Origin of the sequence: Serratia sp. 2723, from assembly GCF_050434425.1 — a bacterium.
Taxonomy (GTDB): domain Bacteria; phylum Pseudomonadota; class Gammaproteobacteria; order Enterobacterales; family Enterobacteriaceae; genus Chania.
Genome location: NZ_JBNDIN010000007.1, coordinates 1 through 16,101 on the forward strand (window position 1 = coordinate 1; position 16,101 = coordinate 16,101).

Sequence of the window (16,101 nt, forward strand, 5' to 3'; positions counted from 1 at the left end):
ATTGTGCCACCACTTAAATCCCGCACCAAACTTCAGCGACAACGCTGCCAACCAACTCCCGTACCTGTGAGTCCCCCCTCGCCCTTTGGAGAGGGCTGCAGAGGGAACCGATTGTGCCACCACTTAAATCCCGCACCAAACTTCAGCGACAACGCTGCCAACCAACTCCCGTACCTGTGAGTCCCCCCTCGCCCTTTGGAGAGGGTTGCAGAGGGAACCGATTGTGCCACTATTTAGCGACTACACCACATCATCAGTTGCAAATCAGCGTCCGTAACTGACTACAGCTCCGTACCAACTCCCTCGCCCTGTGGGAGAGGGTTGGGGTGAGGGGCGACTCGGCGATATAAGCGGATGGCGAAATCCGTCTCGCAGGCAAAGGTGGCCATGTCGAGCAAACCTTGCTGCACCTCCGGCGAAGCGCGCCAGGCAAACGGCGTCATCTGCAACAGATTGGCAGCCTGCTCACCCGGCAGCGTCATCGGATAAGCCAATTGCTCGGCTAATTCACAGCGAAAGCCCTCAAGCTGCTCATCATGCTCCGCATGTAATTGAACCTCCTGATAAACCTGCTGTTTTAACTGATAAAGATGGCGCGGCCCCGGTGACACCGTCACAACTACCCCACCCGGCTTCACCACTCGCGCCAATTCCTCGGCGTTACAGGGTGCATAAATACGCAATACGGCATCAAGCGACGCGTCGGCAAACGGTAAGCGATGGCTGGAGGCCACGCAAAAAGAGACCATCGGATAGCGTTTGGCCGCCGAACGAATAGCCACCTTGGCGACATCCAGGCCATACACCGCTACGACCCGCTCCTGAGACAAACGCGCCGCCACGGCTGCCGTGTAATAGCCTTCACCACAGCCAATATCCAACAGCGCCAACGGCTCAATAGGCAAGGTGCTGGCTAACAATTCGGCCACCCGTTGTTGCAACGGTTGGTAATAACCACCGTCAAGAAATGCACGGCGCGCCTGCATCATCTCGGCACTGTCACCCGGCTGTTTCGAACGCTTGTGTTGTACCGGCATTAAGTTGACGTACCCTTCTTTGGCACGGTCGAATTGATGGTTATTTTCGCAACGCCACTGCGGGTTTGCAAAATCAAGCGGTTGGAAACACAGGGGGCACTGATAAGACATGGATGAGATCCCAGAGAGAGATGGCGCGGGTAGTCTAAAGAAGGCTGGTGTACGATGCAAGGCGGATGCCCATCTGCCACTAGCCAAGTTATTCAAAAACTGGTTCACTGGTTGTCATTCTCTTTTCAGCCACAGGCAAGGCGCTCTATGACCGACTATTCCCCGCTCCTCAGCGGCGTTCCTGGCATCGCTCATGGCTTTGGCAATAAAGGTGCCCTGCTGCCAACGCCGTTACAGCCCTATCGCAGTACCCTGCCCGAGAAAAAACAGGTACACGGTACGCGCATCGTCGATATCCATCAGCCGGGCCAGCCATGTGGTGAAGCCGACGGCTTCTTTACCCGCGAGCCAGGGATCCTGATCAGCGTACTAACCGCAGACTGCCTGCCGGTGATTTTCAGCCGTAAAGACGGTAGCGCCATTGCTGCGGTACATGCGGGCTGGCGCGGTCTGCTGGATGGTATTCTGGAGCAGATGGCCAAACGTATTGGCCTGGATGATGATACCGCCAACTGGGTGGTCTCCATCGGCCCCGCTGCGGGCGCTTGCTGCTACGAGGTTAATCAGGAGCTGGTCGAACAGTTTCAACAGGCACTGCCCTTGCCAGCAGAGCTGATCAGCCCAACCTACCGCCATCTGGATCTGGCTGCCATCGCCGTAAACAAGCTCAATACCTTGGGATTCGCCGCGGTCGATCACGCAGGCTCTTGCACCATTTGCACGCTCAACAGCGACCCACGGCAGCCCCAGCGCTTTAAATACACCAGTTATCGCCGCAACAGCCATCGCCGCGCACAAGATCCCAGCCATCCGGGGATTAAAGGCCGCAATCAGTATTCCGGTATCATCATTACCGGGTAAAGCTCACTGGAGCCAGATACGAAAAAACCCGCACTAAGGCGGGTTTTTTGTTCAGCTGACGCTGATTAGATTGCAGTAACGTTTACTGCAGATGGGCCTTTCTGGCCATCTTGAATTTCGAACTCAACGTTCTGGCCTTCAGCCAGGGTTTTGAAGCCGTTACCCTGGATTGCAGAGAAGTGTACGAACACGTCTTTGCTGCCGTCAGCCGGGGTGATGAAACCGAAACCTTTAGACTCGTTGAACCACTTAACTTGACCTTTGATCTTTGCCATCTTGAGTATTTCCTTTGGATTGTTTAAACCGCCCGTAGGCGTTACATAGACAAACTAGAGTCGTTACTGCTTGAGGCACTAAGATAAGGATCGGCAGAGAAGCGGTATTCAACGCTAACGTCTTTACTCAGAACTTCTTTACTGAAAATGCCACACATATACAGAACTGTACCTCGTTTTACCCAAGTGCGTTATCACATACTCTGGAATCAATGGCAAGCCATTTTTAATCACTCATGGACGTGTCGCACATATTTGAAACGGTCAGCAGCAAGAATAGCTTAAATAGGGCAAAAGAGGTTGAAGCCTTGGCTATTTTCTGCTTTGTAAAGAAGCCACGCTGTACTCCGCGTGGCGCCTCAGTTTTAACAATTCTTTCAACTCAGCCGTGAGGGATTTTCACCACATATAAGCCCCGGGCAGGTCAAAGAACGTAAAATTTTTTGAATCTTTATGGAATTTTATATACATCTATTGAATATCGATGACCGGAGGCCAATCGGTCAACTGATCCGACCTTCTGGTAGCGAAGCCTGTCATAGCAGGATAGTTTTGCTTTGAACTGCAACAACAGAATCGTTCACTCAGGCCAGTACGCACACGCAGGCCAGTGCATAATCATGCAGCGAGCCAAATTTTTCACCAAGGATGCGCAGGTAGATGAAATAGCTACCCCGCCCTGCGGGTTTATATCCGTGGCTAAGTTAGTAAGGATAAAAACAAATAATAAAAATACCGCCAACCAAGACAGCGGCTATTTCCGCCGTAGGTTAACGAAATCGCCAATGCATTTTTTTCACTGATCTTGGCGCGGCTGTTTTATCCATTACCCGGCACGAACCCCGCAAAACCGCACCACGCCAAGCCCTAACCGATGCAGGGTACGCCGCAACCCCATGATACGCATTAGGAGTTAGGGTTAACCTCCAGATGTTCACCAATCTTCAGCGGATAAAAACGGTGCTGCTCAACACCGGCTTCGCGTAGTGCCAGGCTGAGTTGCTCAGGGGGTTCATCCAACGACTCGTCGGCCAATTCAAACACGCCCCAATGGATAGGGATCACTCTTGGTTCATTCAATTGCTGATACAGCCTCACCGACTGCTGCGGGTCCATATGCTGCTCTTGCATGAACCATCTTGGGGCGTAAGCACCAATGGGCAGCGCCGCGATATCGAACGGCCCAAGGCGGGTACCGATATCGACCAACCGCTCGCTGTAACCGCTATCACCAGAGAAATAAAAACGCAGCGCCGGGTGATGGATCACCCAACCACACCACAGGGAACGGTTGCGATCCCAGGGTGTGCGCATACTCCAGTGGCGTGCAGGCGTGGCGTAGAGCGTCATCTCGTCCAGCGTCAGGCTCTCCCACCAATCCAGTTCGACCACCCGTTTGACCGGGTAATGGCTGAACCAGCGTTTGAGACCCAGCGGTACAACAAAGGTGGCATTGCGAAAACGTTTGGTCAGTTCCCTGATGGTTTGACGATCCAGATGGTCGTAGTGATTATGGGAAATCAGCACCACATCTACCGCTGGCAGCTGTTTTACCGTTAGCGGGGGTGGCGTCTTGCGATGTGGGCCGTAGAAACTCACAGGTGATGCCCTTGGCGACAGTACCGGATCGATCAGCACATGGCGGCCCCCCAAGCGCAACAGCAGGGAAGCATGGCCCAGCCACCATACACGGTCCTGTTCGCCGCTCAGATCGGCGGCTTGCCACCAGTTGGCGATAAATTGCTCGTAACCTGCCTGAGGGGGCTTGGGCAACCCGAGCTTCTTGCGTTCCTCTTGCCAGCGCTTCAGATCCCCGGCCTGATGTAGCGACGGCTCCGGGTTGCAGAATCCCTGTGGCGTATGATGCGCTTTACTGGCATCGTAATATTTGTTGGTTATTTTCAACCCATTCTCTCCCTGTAGTACCATAGTGGTTCCGCAACCGTTACAAGGTTGCCTACCCAATAGCTTATAATATCGCAATGACAAACAACTGACCTTTTTGTGGATATTGTTGTCATAGCCAGAGTAAGAAGGCCAAGGTCGCCAAGAACCTGTTAAGCCTTTCTTAAGAACCTTGTGATTTACTTACTAGGACATTCTGAAAAGGAGGAGTTATGAGCCGGACTGCATCAGGCAAGTCACGCGTTCGTATGGGCCGCTATCGCCGAGCGCTGACTACGCAAGGGCAATACTGGAAAATGTATCTGGCAATGAAGCTGCGCCGGCTACGCGTACCGTCACCGCTGCTGTTACTGGCAAGCACCCTGGCAGGCTTTTTTATGCTGGGCCTGCTGATGCTTAGCGTAGTGGTGATTGATGTTATCAGCACCCTGTTCCTGCTGTGCAGAAAGCTGCTGCGGCTGGGGCGCCACCATCAGGGCAATGCCGTCGCCCGTTAACCGTTTGGAGGCGCTGCGGCGCCTCCAACGTGAATGCTACCTTTTGTTGCCACCCACCTTTTTACGCCGGGTCAGCATAAACCCAATCCACAACAGCAGTACCCACACTGGCATCAACAGCACGGAAATGCGGATCCCCGGGCTGAAGTACATGATCACCAGGATCAACAACAGGAACACCAGACACAGATAGTTGCCAAACGGATACCAGAGCGCCCTGAAACTGGTGATCACCCCTTGACGATCCTTGGCCGCGCGGAATTTCAGGTGCGCCAGGCAAATCATCACCCAGTTAATCACCAGCGTAGAGACCACCAGCGCCATCAACAAGCCAAACGCCTCACCGGGCATGACGTAGTTAATCAATACGCCTACCGAGGTAGCCAGCGCCGATAACGCGATAGACAGCACCGGTACGCCACGTTTGTTGACCTTGGTCAGCGCCTTTGGCGCATTGCCTTGTGTCGCCAGGCCAAACAGCATCCGGCTATTGCAATACACGCCGCTGTTGTAGACCGACAGCGCCGCCGTCAGTACCACCACGTTGAGCATGGTCGCCACCAGGTTGCTGTTGAGCGCATGGAAGATCATCACAAACGGACTGCCCCCTTCCACAACCTTGCCCCACGGGTAAAGTGACAGCAACACCGTCAACGAGCCGATATAGAAGATCAGGATGCGATACACCACCTGATTGGTGGCTTTAGGAATGCTACGGCGCGGATCGGCTGCTTCTGCTGCGGTGATACCCACCATTTCCAGCCCACCGAACGAGAACATGATTACCGCCATCGCCATCACCAGGCCGCTGATGCCGTGTGGCATAAAGCCGCCCTGATCCCATAGGTTGCTAATACTGGCTTCCGGGCCACCGTTGCCGCTGGCCAACAGATAGGCACCAAATACGATCATCCCCAGGATCGCCGCCACCTTGATGATGGCAAACCAAAACTCGGTTTCCCCATACAGGCGTACGTTCACCAGATTGACCAGGTTAATCACGACGAAGAAAACTGCCGCCGATGCCCAGGTTGGGATTTCCGGCCACCAGTATTGAATATAAATCCCTACGGCGGTCAGTTCCGCCATACCGACCAGGATAAACATCGCCCAGTAGTTCCAACCGGATAAGAAACCGGCAAAGTCCCCCCAATATTTATAGGCAAAATGGCTAAAGGAACCGGCCACCGGCTCTTCCACCACCATCTCTCCCAACTGCCGCATGATCAAAAAGGCAATAAAACCGCCAATGGCATAGCCTAGCAGTACGGAAGGCCCGGCCATCTGAATGGTTTGTGCAATACCCAGGAACAGGCCGGTACCAATGGCACCTCCCAGGGCAATAAGTTGTATATGTCTGTTTTTTAAACCGCGTTTTAGCGGGGTATCCTGAAGCTGACCGCCCATCTTATCCTCGTCCGGCTGAGTATCCAGGCAGCATTGCGCAAGATATCGCCAACCAATAAATAAACCTGCGGGCGTTTTAACACTTAACCTTTCAGGCATCAAGGATTAGGACACAACCTAGTGCCCGATTATCTTTAACCGGGCCAGAGAGTTGCAGGAGGTTTGCTACGCCAGTCAGCTTGGCATACCGCACAGTTTGCTGAGGTTACGAGCGCCGATCATCAGCGTCGCCACATAGGATTGACGGCGGGTGATGACCTCCACCGCCACGCGATCGTTTTGATACTTTATCAGGTAGGTTGAGGGCCAGCCTTGTCGGTGCAGCCCATAGCTTTTGGCATGGCAATCGATCGCCGCATGGGCAATCACTAAATGAGAGAGATTGGTGTCACCTTTGATAATGCGCTTCATAAAACAGTCTCCGTCAGCGACAGGTCCATTGTCAGAATAAGGCGGTGTCTCATCATTACAGGTCATCTACATTATCGACTAACATTTGATTTATTGCGCTTGCTGACTCAATAAAAAACAGATCATTGCGGCACGCAACGGGCTGTGACTGCCGGCTTGCCACTCCCCTTGCCGGGTGATAATACTGGCTTGCCACTGTGGCTGGTCACTTTGTTCAGGGGCATTGAGGCTGATGTTGTTGGCGCAGATAATCGGCCAGGCATCGGAGGGGTTCTTGCAGTAGTCTTTCCCTTTCACACCGCCGTAAGGGTACCATTTGTCCGGGTTTTCCCCGGTGATTAACGCAATACTGCGGTTCACTTCGGCGTCGCTTTCTTCGTACCATCTAATCATTGCTGATATCCATCTTTCGTAGAGTTGGCGCTACATTACGACGCCAATACGACAGATTTATGACAGCTCGCGAGTCGTTAACATTATTTTTACTAATGGAATGGCAGGTTGTTGCAGAGGAATGGTGAGAAGGCGATCCGGTTAAAACTGAAACTGAGATAACCGACGTGTCCTTTACCTTCTCACCAAATGAGGGACATGATTAACGCTCTGGGATAAACCCTTTATAACTCAACGCCGGGCTATGATCGTCATCATAATCGTCAGCCGATACCTTGTCCCCACGGGCTGTTTTCACCAGCGTTTTTAACAGTGCCGTTTGCTGGCGCTGCTGCTCGGCGATTTCCTGCAACAGCTGGATCTGCTCGTTGGCGCGTACGCTGGCGCGATTCACTATGAACCAGACCCACAGGCCAAGCAATGCGGCCAACACCACGACGGCGATGGAAATCAGGCCGGACGGGCCAGAAGCTAAATCAAACATGGACAACCCTATCTACTTTACTGCCTCAACCAAGCTGATATTGTAACATTCTCACCAAGGCCAGAGGCAAGTTTGCGAAAAATTGTTATTTCGCTATGTTACCAGGGAACAATACGCGTGATGGAGCAAATGCCCAGTGCAAACTTCCCACCTTGATCACAATAACTATCCAGAGCCAGCAGATAGAAAAGTAAGCAGGCAACCAGCGTTGCCGCTATCACCAGCAGTTTATTACGCCTCAAAGATTAGCAGCCTCATGATTACGTTGTTAACCTAATCGACATGCTAGCATAGGCAACTTAAACGAAGTTTAACCGGCCGTTTAGATTTCCCTGCCCATCAGGGATGGTAGATGACCTGGTTATTCGCGGTTAAACTTCATCTCAATCAGCGCAATCGCTTTTTCAATCGCCCGCTTGGTGATCGGATCGGCCCCGGCCGGGTGGCTGGCAAAATCGATACTCTTGAGCTGGCTGGCCATCTTGTCCCGTACTTCCGTCGGCGCGATCACGTCGATCACATCCAGGATCTGCTTGATAACCAGTTGGCAGGCAACCAGGTCAGAGACCAGTTCCTGATCGTTGCTCAATGTGTCAGACATAATTTTTCCCCCTGTTGATTTAAACGCGGCAAAGAATACCACGCCGTTTCGCATTTTGCCGCAGGCGTTCCGCCCTGAATTTCCGGCAATAATACGCATGCCTTGCAAAAACCAGCGGCGGAGTTGTGGCCTATACTAGGCTGTGCCTCACACTCAACAGGAGAGCAGTCATGGCAAATCATAATGTGAAATCTTGGGCGACAGTGCGTGAAACCTCGGTAGAAATTGCCGAAGCGATCTTTGAGCTGGCCGGTAACGATGAGGCCTTGGCGCAAAAAATTTGGGAAGAAGGCAGCGATGAAGTGTTGCCGCTGGCGTTCAGTAAAACCGAAGCCGACCAACTGTACTGGGGCGAAGAAACCATCGAGCGCAAAAACGTCTAAGGCCCCTCACCCCAACCCTCTCCTACAGGGAGAGGGAGCTGTTTGCCCCTGCCCATTTGGAAGTAAAGAGGTCATATCAGCAAACTCGATCACCCCTTAGTCCAAGGTGAGTCAGCCGATGCTCATGATGAATCACTACACTTTCACCCGACTCGATCGGCCCCCTCTCGCTGTGTAAGAGGGGCGTCACTCTGCAATAAAGCGCTCAAGACGATGACGTAGCTGGGCGTTCTCTCTGCGCAACTGTTCAATCTCGTCGAGCAACGTCAGCGCCACTGCAATGCCGGGCCAATCCAGAGCCAGTTCACGTTGCAAACGCTGGGCGCGATTAAACGCCACCACCGCCCCATCATCAAACAGCCAATCATCCTCCGTCAGATCGCGGGGCTGGATCACTCCCAATCCCACCACCTCGGCCAGTTCGTTCTCCGTTACACCGGTATGCAGGCAAAACTCGGTAATGGTGAAGGTTATCTGTAGCTTGGCCATTATGCTTTACTCCATTGCGTACGAGGATCAAAGGCCTGATTCGCCTCGGCCAGTCGTTGCCAGAGTGCGGCGCTGTCTTCATCAGGTTTGGCAGGCATGACAATCTTGATCACCGCATACAAATTGCCGGTCTCTTTTTTGCTGACCAGCCCCTTCCCTTTGACGCGTAACCGCTGCCCGGTCTGGCTCCCCGCAGGAATGGTCAACAGGATATTATCCGCTAGCGTAGGCACTGAAACCTTGGTGCCTAACGCCGCCTCCCAAGGTGCCAAGGGCAGAACGATTTCCAGATCGTGCCCGATCACCTCAAACAACGGGTGTGGTGCCAGCTGAATGATCAGGTACAAATCGCCATTGGCTCCACCAGCCATACCCGGCACACCCTGGCCTTTTACGCGGATGCGTTCCCCGTCAGCTACACCCGCAGGGATTTTCACGTTAAGCGTTTTAGCGATCTCTTTCTCTGTCTGCCCAAAAGCGTTGTACACCGGCACCTTATAGCTCAGGGTGCGGGTTTGCTCAGCGAGGGTCTCCTCCAGGAACAGCGCTACGCCGATCTCAACATCCTGCCCGCGAGCCGCACGCGGTTGGCCCTGCTGGCGACCACGTGCACGCTGGCCAAACATCGAGGAGAAGATGTCGGAGAAATCCTCGGCGCCACCATACTCTTCACGCCGGGTCTGTCGGCCGAAGTTAGGCTCGTTACGATGCAGCCGCATTTGGTCATATTCGGCCCGGCGTTCGCTGTCTTTCAGCACTTCATAGGCTTCTGCGACTTCTTTAAAGCGCGTTTCAGCATCAGCCTCGGTACTGACATCGGGGTGATATTTGCGTGCCAGGCGGCGGTAGGCGGTTTTGATAGCCTTGATATCATCTGAGGGTTTAACCTCGAGAATGGCGTAGTAATCCTTGATTTCCATAATGCTATGGTCTCTTTACTGTGGCCGGAAAAGTGGATAGCGCGTTGATGCGTGAGCAGGTTGAGGAAATAGGGCTCATTGTAGCGCCATCAAGCAGTTAGTGCAGTATGCGCATCACTTCACGCGGTGATTTAGCGTTTCGGGCTGATTTGATTGCGGAGCGTGCGGAATTCGCCGTGCTGATAAGATAAAATGTTGATGACGCTGCCCATGTCTGAGCCCGTCATCAGGTTGTGAGTGTGTTGTGAGTTAACATTGCAGGTTCCGGTTGCTAGCCAGTTTCACGGTTCTTCACCTCCCACGCCTTGCGTGTTATTGACCATCATCACTGGCATTGCCATAAAAGCGGCGACGCCCACGATCACAAAAAGAGTAATAATCACTGTCATTAACATGCGATCACCCCATCAACGTGGCGTTGTTACGGCTGACTCTCTGTTTTGGTTAATTACATTGCTGGCCTGGACTACCTGGTATTTGCGGTAGCGGGCGATCCCAGATTAGCTGGTTTCTCCGAATGCTGGCAAGCACTGTATTGAGGCTTTTTTCTGCTGGATGCACTCGCTTGGCAGCAAGTTGTTGCGCAGGCCGCGGCAGCAGGCAAACAGCAGACGTTGGCGATAATCATCAATAATGCGCTATGTGGGCTGCACGATGAGTAGAACTACTCCTTCGGCTGGGTTGTGCCAAAACAGCTCGAAAAGATCCGTCAGCAAGGCTATGCGGTACGTTACAATGTTACCCAAGTATTCGAACGCCTACCCGATTTTCAGCCAGGATAACGTCCTGTTGGGGATGGCGCTCACCATGGGGTTTATTCCAGACGACGCGACGGAGATTGTCCGTCTTGCAGATTGCCTGATGGCGAAGGTCATAACGATCCCGCTTTAACCGGCACGAAGGTGACAACCTGAGGTCTGTAAGGTACGCTAAGTGAGCCTGCCGTAAGCTCTGCGCTGCGGTTAAACGACAAAATCAATTGGGTAAAGTTATTGATACAAGAACATCACCTCGCACTCGTCTGCGCACTCAGTAAATGGGTCGAAACCCACCTGGGACGAGTGATCCACCTTGAAGAGTTGGCCGAGTATTCCGGCTATTCACTGTGGCATATGCAGAAGCTGTTCAAAGAAGCGACGGGGATCTCGTTGGGCAAGTACATCCGCGAGCGCCGCCTTGCCGGAGCGGTGTACCAACTGCGCAGCAGCGAGGCTTCCATTTTCGATATCGCCTTGGATTTTGGTTTCGGTTCCCAATCACACTTCACCTACATGTTCAGAAAGCGTTTCAACATTACGCCCTATGACTTCCGTCAGGATCTGAGTGTCGATCTGCATATCGAGCCTCCGCTACATATTATTCACCAGAAGATGGCGTGATGCGGCTGTGGGTTGTTTAAGTTACGGCTAAAGAAACGGCTCCAGAAAGGAGCCGTCGGCGGAGTGTGCTAGCTGCATCAGGGTTGTTGATTAATCATCCAGCGTTACCTTAGTGCTACCGCCACGAGTATAGCGATGCAAACCCAAAACACCGCAGTGGCGATCACAACATGGGATAATCTTGCATGGGAGAGTAATTGGCTCATAAACACCTCGCTTACTTCGGCAATAGAACTGACAGAAATTTCAGTGCAGATCCATCTCAGCGTAGCAGTGCGCCCCTATTTACGACAGCGTCCTGATTCGGGATAAATAACAATATTTGATTAACATCACAAATATATCCAAGAAATACATTCACTTTAGTCATTGATAACAACTTAAATATAATTAAAGCGAATTTATTTAGACCGATTAACCAACCAAGTCCGCAGCTCATGCCCCTGAGCATCATCAACAAAGACGGTCATAAAACGCGGCACCCTTAGCTACGCCTGGGCTGTAGCGGCTTTACCGTGGCAGGAAAACGCTATCCAACGATCGCTATCTATTTAACGATATGCTGCCGACGAATAATTCGCCGTAACCTTTATGAGTGGTTAAATCGCAGCGGCTGCGTTAAGCCCCAAATAAACCAAGGTATACGGCAAAAATTTTTCATCATCGACTCAAGGATTGCGCTAAACGCACCTCTGGCTTCAGCCGCCTTTGATGTAACAGCTTTTGGCATCGACCTCGTGATCGATGTGCCGCAGATCGGATAAATACGTGATGCCAAACAAGATCGACACGACAAGCAACACTGAGACCAATAAGGCAATGACCGCAATAAGCTTGGTTTCATCGTGCGGATTGTGTTCCATTTTATCTCCTGAAAACAGTAAGTTACTCCCACCTACTGTGTGATCGTCAACGTGAAAATGATCAATATGCAGCAACCTCCGTCAACGTTGTGATGACCCGTTGCGCATTGTCCATGTTTTTCCTGGTGTTTCTTGTCTAATGGGGTGTTCACACCCTCTACTCTCCGATCGCATGCCACACAGTATTGATGCCAAAGGGGCACCCTGATGTTTAAGCAACTTTCAGATTTTACGCAGGTAATGATAAGACTTTTCTCACGCACAAACGCTAACAATTTTCTGCAACAGGGTCAAGACTCTCAGGATAGGTTACCCGTACGCGGGCTAGAAACATTCATTGGATTTATCTAATTGAGGTTGAGGAACTGATAAGGGCCGAACGTCTGTATGAACAGACTCAGCAGATGCATCGGTTGAGGAATTTCAGCATAGCGCCCCTGTCGGGGCGCCGGATTACCCAGCTGAAACCCGAGATCGGGCTTCGATTACCGAGATCTTCAGCATCATTGCGGGATGCGCAATACCTGGCCCGGATAGATCTTATCTGGATGACTTAACATTGGTTTGTTGGCTTCAAAAATCTTGTTGTACAGGTTGGCATTGCCATACATCTCTTTGGCAACGGCGCTCAGGGTATCGCCCTTCTTGACGGTATAAAAGCGGCTTTCCGCTTCTGGCTGCGCTACAGCAACATTATCTTCTACGCCGCTAATACCCGCCACGTTACCCACGGCAACCAGAATTTTTTCTTTCAGCTCCTGGCTGATTCCGTCCCCGGTGACCACAGCCTTGCCATCAACGACCTGAACGTCCACCTTATCCGTATCTGGCAAGCCGCTGTTATCAAGATGCTCTTTCAGCTTGGCGCTTTGATCCGCAGCGTTACCACTCACCGTATCCCACAGTTTTGCGCCAGCTTCTTTGACGAAGTTAAACAATCCCATATTCGCTCCCGTTAATGATTGGATAGTTAAGAAATCTTAAAACTCATTAAGCTTAGCAGTACGGAGCGGAACTTCAATCCTCTTAAGGATGATTAAACGCTGCCAATATTCTGAAAGTACCTTTTTTGTCTGGCCAATTATTATTTTTTTGTATTAATTAGCTAAATTCAGCCCGATTTTACCTACAATGGGGATTGGAGCCTTAATGGGGGACACGATAGGTTATGTACGCATTGGTAATGTTCGTGTGCTATCTGGATAGCGGTTGTTCCGATATCGTCGTCGATGTGTTACGTGATGAGCATCAATGCCTGGTAGCAATGAAAGAACAACGGTTACGCCATGCCGGCTGTTTTCCGATCGAGGATTTTATCGACGGCTTCTGGCTGCCTGCCAGCGAGTATGCCCCTTTCTGATCCCTAAGGCCGAACTGAAAAAGGCAGAGCTTGCGCTCTGCCTTTTGGACCACGTTCCGACACAGGAATGAGGTTTGAATACGGCTTAGAAACGGTAGGTCAAGCTGGCTGCCACGACGTTGTCAGTCTTCAGTTTCAGCTTGTTATCGTTATCCAACTGGTTGATTTTGTAATCAACGTAGGTGTACATGTTTTTGTTGAAGTAGTAAGTCGCGCCGATATCGATATATTTCACCAAATCAACATCGCCGATGTTCTCAATGTCTTTACCCTTGGACTGCAGGTAAGCCAGAGATGGACGCAGGCCATTTTCGAATTGGTATTGCGCGACCACTTCAAAGTTTTGTGTCTTGTTGGCAAAGCCAGCAACGCCATTAACCGTGATCGGGGTCATGTTGCGGGTTTCAGCATACATGGCCGCCAGATATACCTGGTTGGCATCATACTTAAGCGCGGTGGTCCAGACCGTCGCGCTGTCACCTTTGCCGTTGGTAGCGTCCTTCTGATATTTAGTACGGTTAGAATCAGAGAATGCTGCCGCAGCACCAATGCCGCTACCGCCGATGTCCTGATAGTCCACAGACATACCATAGCCATCACCGTTCTGCTTGTGGATGTTACTGCGGTCATTCTCGTTCTTACCCTGATACTGCAATGCGATATTCAGACCATCGACCAGACCGAAGAAGCTGCGGTTACGGTAGGTAGCCAGGCCGGTAGAACGGCCATTCATGAAGTTATCGGTGAAGGTATAAGTATCACCACCGAACTCAGGCAACATATCGGTATAGGATTCTGCGTCGTAAACCACGCCGTAGTTACGGCCATAGTCAAAGGAACCGTACTCGGCAAATTTCAGACCGGCGAAACCCAGACGAGTTTTAGTGCCTTCGGTACCCGCCGACTCGGCGTGGTTAGCCTGGACGTTATATTCCCACTGACCGTAACCGGTCAGTTGGTCATTGATCTGCGTTTCGCCTTTAAAACCAAAACGCACATAGGTGGCGTCGCCATCGGCAGACTTGTTATCGCTGAACAAGTGCTTGGCGTTAACACGGCCGTACAGGTCGAGTTTATTGCCATCTTTGTTGTAGATTTCGGCCGCATTGGCCATAGAGGCGACGGTGCCAAGAACAACCGCCAGGGCTACTACACTGCGTTTCATCATTTATTTTCCTAGATTTTATTAAAAGCTGCCCGTCACGCCCAATTTATGCTTTGGGCTGTGATTTTTATCATTTTGTTTTTTATCTACGCCCCTTAATAAAGCGCCATGTGACATTAGCATCATGAATAAAAACTTAAAATAAAAAAGTTCATGAAACAGTGCGCATAAAGCATGTTTATTTGTAACAAAACATTACATTGAAGCTTATTCCAATTTAATGATTTATAAAGATTTTTAACGCATAAGCCATAACACTTACGTTATTATGCACCAAAAAGGGGCAACTAAATTTAATTTCGTATGATTTACCGACGGTTTTGAATAACCGCAAAATTAGCATGCTAATCAATAACGTTACTTATTTCACACTTTTAACTTATATCAATCTGATTGGCAGAAATTGCGCAAATAATTCTATCTTTAATCCGATTTACCCCCATTTGTGGCCCTTGGTACGTAACAGACCAAATAACCCGTCAACTGATTAAATAAATTATGCTATTAAAGTTTAAAAGGAAAAACGTCGCCACAAGTCACTTACCGGTGGCGTATTGAGCGGGGTTAAGATTAAAACAGGGTACTACGCGGGACTTCGACCAACATCATGCCTGCACGTAACCCCAATGCCACCTTGGGGTTGGGAAACAGGACCCACTCCTTTTCATGCCGCACCCGATAGCTTTCCCCCGGCTGCTCATACAATAAGGTACCCTGGGGCAGAGCGGTAAAATTGGCGGTATCGTCACTTAAATAGAGTTTGAACGATTCACTGCGTTTAATCAGCGACCGCTCGACACGGAATACCCGAATCGGAGCCTGCCCCCGCAAAGGGGGAGATTGCCCGCAGACCAGAGCCTGTAGTGCTTTATTGATAGCGGAAAACTGCTGCAGATCGTTGCTGCCAAAGGGACGCGCCTTGCCCAATTCGAGGGTACAGCTGGCCGCCTGCGCATGCTCGCTGGAAAAGTGGCTGAACGTGCCGCCGGGCGCCTGATGTATCACCAGTGCATCCAACTCGGCGGCGTCCAGTAATGCCAACATCTCGGGGCTGTAACTCTGTGGTTGATAGGGCAGGATACCAAAGCGTGGCAGCAGCGATCCGCGGATCGCCGTGTGCAGATCGTAATGAAAGCGGGTGGCCTGCTCCCCGGCAAAGAAACTGCTGACCACCTGTTCTAACTGCTGCGCCCGCGCCGTTTCGCCAGAGGGCTCAAACTGCTGATAACGCCCACCAAACATGCGATTCATATCGCTTGCCAGATAACGTTGATTGGCACGCATCGCCGGTGGATTGCCTAACACTACCAGCAAGCGCACCGCCAATGGCCGCACGCCTGTGAAGATCTCGTTCACTAATCGGTCAAGCAGTTCGATCGGGGCCGTTTCATTGCCGTGAATACCGGCAGAAAGCACCACCGCTTGCCGATAGCCTTGCAGCGGGCTGAGCTCCAATAGACCTTCCCCCAGCCACTTCCAGCGCAGGTCAGCGTTTTCACCCTGGGTGGTGGCGGGAGACGCTCCTGCCAACGTTAGAGCCAATAAATTGCTCACTATTGC

Annotated in this window: 22 protein-coding genes; 6 read left to right on the plus strand and 16 right to left on the minus strand. The window is 51.4% G+C overall.

The features are described from left to right. Positions 1-281 precede the first annotated feature (281 nt). Entirely contained in the window at positions 282-1,148 is an 867-nt protein-coding gene (gene rlmA, locus ABIE29_RS12250; RefSeq protein ID WP_429619071.1) for a 23S rRNA (guanine(745)-N(1))-methyltransferase, read from the minus strand. Between the two features lie 147 nt (positions 1,149-1,295). Here rlmA and ABIE29_RS12255 point away from each other — a divergent pair, with 147 nt between their 5' ends. Next, entirely contained in the window at positions 1,296-2,009 is a 714-nt protein-coding gene (locus ABIE29_RS12255; RefSeq protein WP_429619072.1) for a polyphenol oxidase family protein, read from the plus strand. Between the two features lie 65 nt (positions 2,010-2,074). Here ABIE29_RS12255 and cspE read toward each other — a convergent pair whose 3' ends face one another. The 3 genes from cspE to ABIE29_RS12270 all read right to left on the minus strand — a co-directional run bounded on the left by cspE (position 2,075) and on the right by ABIE29_RS12270 (position 4,189). Beyond that, positions 2,075-2,284: a transcription antiterminator/RNA stability regulator CspE gene (gene cspE / locus ABIE29_RS12260; RefSeq protein ID WP_002221949.1), complete on the minus strand. Its 210-nt coding sequence runs from the start codon at positions 2,282-2,284 to the stop codon at positions 2,075-2,077. A 41-nt stretch (positions 2,285-2,325) separates the two neighbouring features. Next, complete coding sequence (locus ABIE29_RS12265; protein ID WP_002211058.1) at positions 2,326-2,442, minus strand: DUF2627 domain-containing protein; 117 nt, start codon at positions 2,440-2,442, stop codon at positions 2,326-2,328. A 748-nt stretch (positions 2,443-3,190) separates the two neighbouring features. After that, entirely contained in the window at positions 3,191-4,189 is a 999-nt protein-coding gene (locus ABIE29_RS12270; RefSeq protein WP_429619073.1) for an MBL fold metallo-hydrolase, read from the minus strand. A gap of 212 nt (positions 4,190-4,401) precedes the next feature. On the opposite strand from ABIE29_RS12270, the gene ABIE29_RS12275 reads away from it, so the two are divergent. Continuing rightward, on the plus strand, positions 4,402-4,686 hold the full coding sequence (locus tag ABIE29_RS12275) for a hypothetical protein (RefSeq protein WP_065684260.1): 285 nt from the start codon (positions 4,402-4,404) through the stop codon (positions 4,684-4,686). 36 nt (positions 4,687-4,722) lie between these two features. On the opposite strand, the gene ABIE29_RS12280 is transcribed toward ABIE29_RS12275, so the two are convergent. The 6 genes from ABIE29_RS12280 to ABIE29_RS12305 form a co-directional block, all read right to left on the minus strand. Further along, entirely contained in the window at positions 4,723-6,093 is a 1,371-nt protein-coding gene (locus ABIE29_RS12280; protein ID WP_429619074.1) for an amino acid permease, read from the minus strand. A 174-nt stretch (positions 6,094-6,267) separates the two neighbouring features. Then, on the minus strand, positions 6,268-6,504 hold the full coding sequence (locus tag ABIE29_RS12285; RefSeq protein WP_024531219.1) for a DUF4060 family protein: 237 nt from the start codon (positions 6,502-6,504) through the stop codon (positions 6,268-6,270). Positions 6,505-6,594: 90 nt separating this feature from the next. Further along, a complete protein-coding gene (locus ABIE29_RS12290) occupies positions 6,595-6,897 on the minus strand; it encodes a phage protein NinX family protein (protein WP_429619075.1) in 303 nt (100 codons plus the stop codon). 202 nt (positions 6,898-7,099) lie between these two features. After that, a complete protein-coding gene (locus ABIE29_RS12295) occupies positions 7,100-7,381 on the minus strand; it encodes a YebO family protein (protein ID WP_429619076.1) in 282 nt (93 codons plus the stop codon). Positions 7,382-7,479: 98 nt separating this feature from the next. Beyond that, the gene (locus ABIE29_RS12300) at positions 7,480-7,602 is read right to left on the minus strand and encodes a PhoP/PhoQ regulator MgrB (RefSeq protein ID WP_121608988.1); all 123 of its coding nucleotides are present in this window, start codon (positions 7,600-7,602) and stop codon (positions 7,480-7,482) included. Between the two features lie 140 nt (positions 7,603-7,742). Further along, positions 7,743-7,982, minus strand: a complete 240-nt coding sequence (locus ABIE29_RS12305) for a DUF2766 family protein (protein WP_429619077.1) — start codon at positions 7,980-7,982, stop codon at positions 7,743-7,745. Between the two features lie 170 nt (positions 7,983-8,152). Here ABIE29_RS12305 and ABIE29_RS12310 point away from each other — a divergent pair, with 170 nt between their 5' ends. After that, complete coding sequence (locus ABIE29_RS12310; RefSeq protein ID WP_429619078.1) at positions 8,153-8,365, plus strand: YccJ family protein; 213 nt, start codon at positions 8,153-8,155, stop codon at positions 8,363-8,365. Between the two features lie 186 nt (positions 8,366-8,551). Here the strand turns inward: ABIE29_RS12310 and cbpM are convergent, their stop codons facing one another. Next, positions 8,552-8,854, minus strand: a complete 303-nt coding sequence (gene cbpM / locus ABIE29_RS12315; RefSeq protein WP_429619079.1) for a chaperone modulator CbpM — start codon at positions 8,852-8,854, stop codon at positions 8,552-8,554. Beyond that, on the minus strand, positions 8,854-9,774 hold the full coding sequence (cbpA, locus tag ABIE29_RS12320; protein ID WP_429619080.1) for a curved DNA-binding protein: 921 nt from the start codon (positions 9,772-9,774) through the stop codon (positions 8,854-8,856). The genes cbpM and cbpA overlap by 1 nt, the downstream gene beginning before the upstream one ends. 720 nt (positions 9,775-10,494) lie before the next feature. On the opposite strand from cbpA, the gene ABIE29_RS12325 reads away from it, so the two are divergent. Both ABIE29_RS12325 and ABIE29_RS12330 read left to right on the plus strand, forming a co-directional pair. After that, the gene (locus tag ABIE29_RS12325; protein ID WP_429619081.1) at positions 10,495-10,665 is read left to right on the plus strand and encodes a hypothetical protein; all 171 of its coding nucleotides are present in this window, start codon (positions 10,495-10,497) and stop codon (positions 10,663-10,665) included. A gap of 101 nt (positions 10,666-10,766) precedes the next feature. Beyond that, entirely contained in the window at positions 10,767-11,153 is a 387-nt protein-coding gene (locus tag ABIE29_RS12330) for a helix-turn-helix domain-containing protein (RefSeq protein ID WP_024486415.1), read from the plus strand. 698 nt (positions 11,154-11,851) lie between these two features. On the opposite strand, the gene ABIE29_RS12335 is transcribed toward ABIE29_RS12330, so the two are convergent. Together ABIE29_RS12335 and lysM are read right to left on the minus strand one after the other, a co-directional pair. After that, the gene (locus tag ABIE29_RS12335) at positions 11,852-12,016 is read right to left on the minus strand and encodes a hypothetical protein (RefSeq protein ID WP_164721903.1); all 165 of its coding nucleotides are present in this window, start codon (positions 12,014-12,016) and stop codon (positions 11,852-11,854) included. A 503-nt stretch (positions 12,017-12,519) separates the two neighbouring features. After that, a complete protein-coding gene (gene lysM / locus ABIE29_RS12340; RefSeq protein ID WP_429619082.1) occupies positions 12,520-12,960 on the minus strand; it encodes a peptidoglycan-binding protein LysM in 441 nt (146 codons plus the stop codon). A 224-nt stretch (positions 12,961-13,184) separates the two neighbouring features. On the opposite strand from lysM, the gene ABIE29_RS12345 reads away from it, so the two are divergent. Further along, the gene (locus ABIE29_RS12345; protein ID WP_429619083.1) at positions 13,185-13,376 is read left to right on the plus strand and encodes a YebW family protein; all 192 of its coding nucleotides are present in this window, start codon (positions 13,185-13,187) and stop codon (positions 13,374-13,376) included. A gap of 85 nt (positions 13,377-13,461) precedes the next feature. On the opposite strand, the gene ompC is transcribed toward ABIE29_RS12345, so the two are convergent. Continuing rightward, entirely contained in the window at positions 13,462-14,544 is a 1,083-nt protein-coding gene (gene ompC / locus ABIE29_RS12350) for a porin OmpC (protein ID WP_429619084.1), read from the minus strand. 567 nt (positions 14,545-15,111) lie between these two features. Beyond that, positions 15,112-16,095 carry a succinylglutamate desuccinylase gene (gene astE, locus ABIE29_RS12355; protein ID WP_429619085.1) on the minus strand — a complete coding sequence of 328 codons (984 nt, stop codon included), beginning with the start codon at positions 16,093-16,095 and terminating at the stop codon, positions 15,112-15,114. Positions 16,096-16,101: the final 6 nt, after the last annotated feature.

Coding starts and splice junctions, on each gene's coding strand:
- rlmA (WP_429619071.1), bottom strand. CDS start 1,148: ATGTCTTATCAGTGCCCCCTGTGTTTCCAACCGCTTGATTTTGCAAAC.
- ABIE29_RS12255 (WP_429619072.1), top strand. CDS start 1,296: ATGACCGACTATTCCCCGCTCCTCAGCGGCGTTCCTGGCATCGCTCAT.
- cspE (WP_002221949.1), bottom strand. CDS start 2,284: ATGGCAAAGATCAAAGGTCAAGTTAAGTGGTTCAACGAGTCTAAAGGT.
- ABIE29_RS12265 (WP_002211058.1), bottom strand. CDS start 2,442: ATGTGTGGCATTTTCAGTAAAGAAGTTCTGAGTAAAGACGTTAGCGTT.
- ABIE29_RS12275 (WP_065684260.1), top strand. CDS start 4,402: ATGAGCCGGACTGCATCAGGCAAGTCACGCGTTCGTATGGGCCGCTAT.
- ABIE29_RS12280 (WP_429619074.1), bottom strand. CDS start 6,093: ATGGGCGGTCAGCTTCAGGATACCCCGCTAAAACGCGGTTTAAAAAAC.
- ABIE29_RS12285 (WP_024531219.1), bottom strand. CDS start 6,504: ATGAAGCGCATTATCAAAGGTGACACCAATCTCTCTCATTTAGTGATT.
- ABIE29_RS12290 (WP_429619075.1), bottom strand. CDS start 6,897: ATGATTAGATGGTACGAAGAAAGCGACGCCGAAGTGAACCGCAGTATT.
- ABIE29_RS12295 (WP_429619076.1), bottom strand. CDS start 7,381: ATGTTTGATTTAGCTTCTGGCCCGTCCGGCCTGATTTCCATCGCCGTC.
- ABIE29_RS12305 (WP_429619077.1), bottom strand. CDS start 7,982: ATGTCTGACACATTGAGCAACGATCAGGAACTGGTCTCTGACCTGGTT.
- ABIE29_RS12310 (WP_429619078.1), top strand. CDS start 8,153: ATGGCAAATCATAATGTGAAATCTTGGGCGACAGTGCGTGAAACCTCG.
- cbpM (WP_429619079.1), bottom strand. CDS start 8,854: ATGGCCAAGCTACAGATAACCTTCACCATTACCGAGTTTTGCCTGCAT.
- cbpA (WP_429619080.1), bottom strand. CDS start 9,774: ATGGAAATCAAGGATTACTACGCCATTCTCGAGGTTAAACCCTCAGAT.
- ABIE29_RS12325 (WP_429619081.1), top strand. CDS start 10,495: ATGCGGTACGTTACAATGTTACCCAAGTATTCGAACGCCTACCCGATT.
- ABIE29_RS12335 (WP_164721903.1), bottom strand. CDS start 12,016: ATGGAACACAATCCGCACGATGAAACCAAGCTTATTGCGGTCATTGCC.
- lysM (WP_429619082.1), bottom strand. CDS start 12,960: ATGGGATTGTTTAACTTCGTCAAAGAAGCTGGCGCAAAACTGTGGGAT.
- ABIE29_RS12345 (WP_429619083.1), top strand. CDS start 13,185: ATGTACGCATTGGTAATGTTCGTGTGCTATCTGGATAGCGGTTGTTCC.
- ompC (WP_429619084.1), bottom strand. CDS start 14,544: ATGATGAAACGCAGTGTAGTAGCCCTGGCGGTTGTTCTTGGCACCGTC.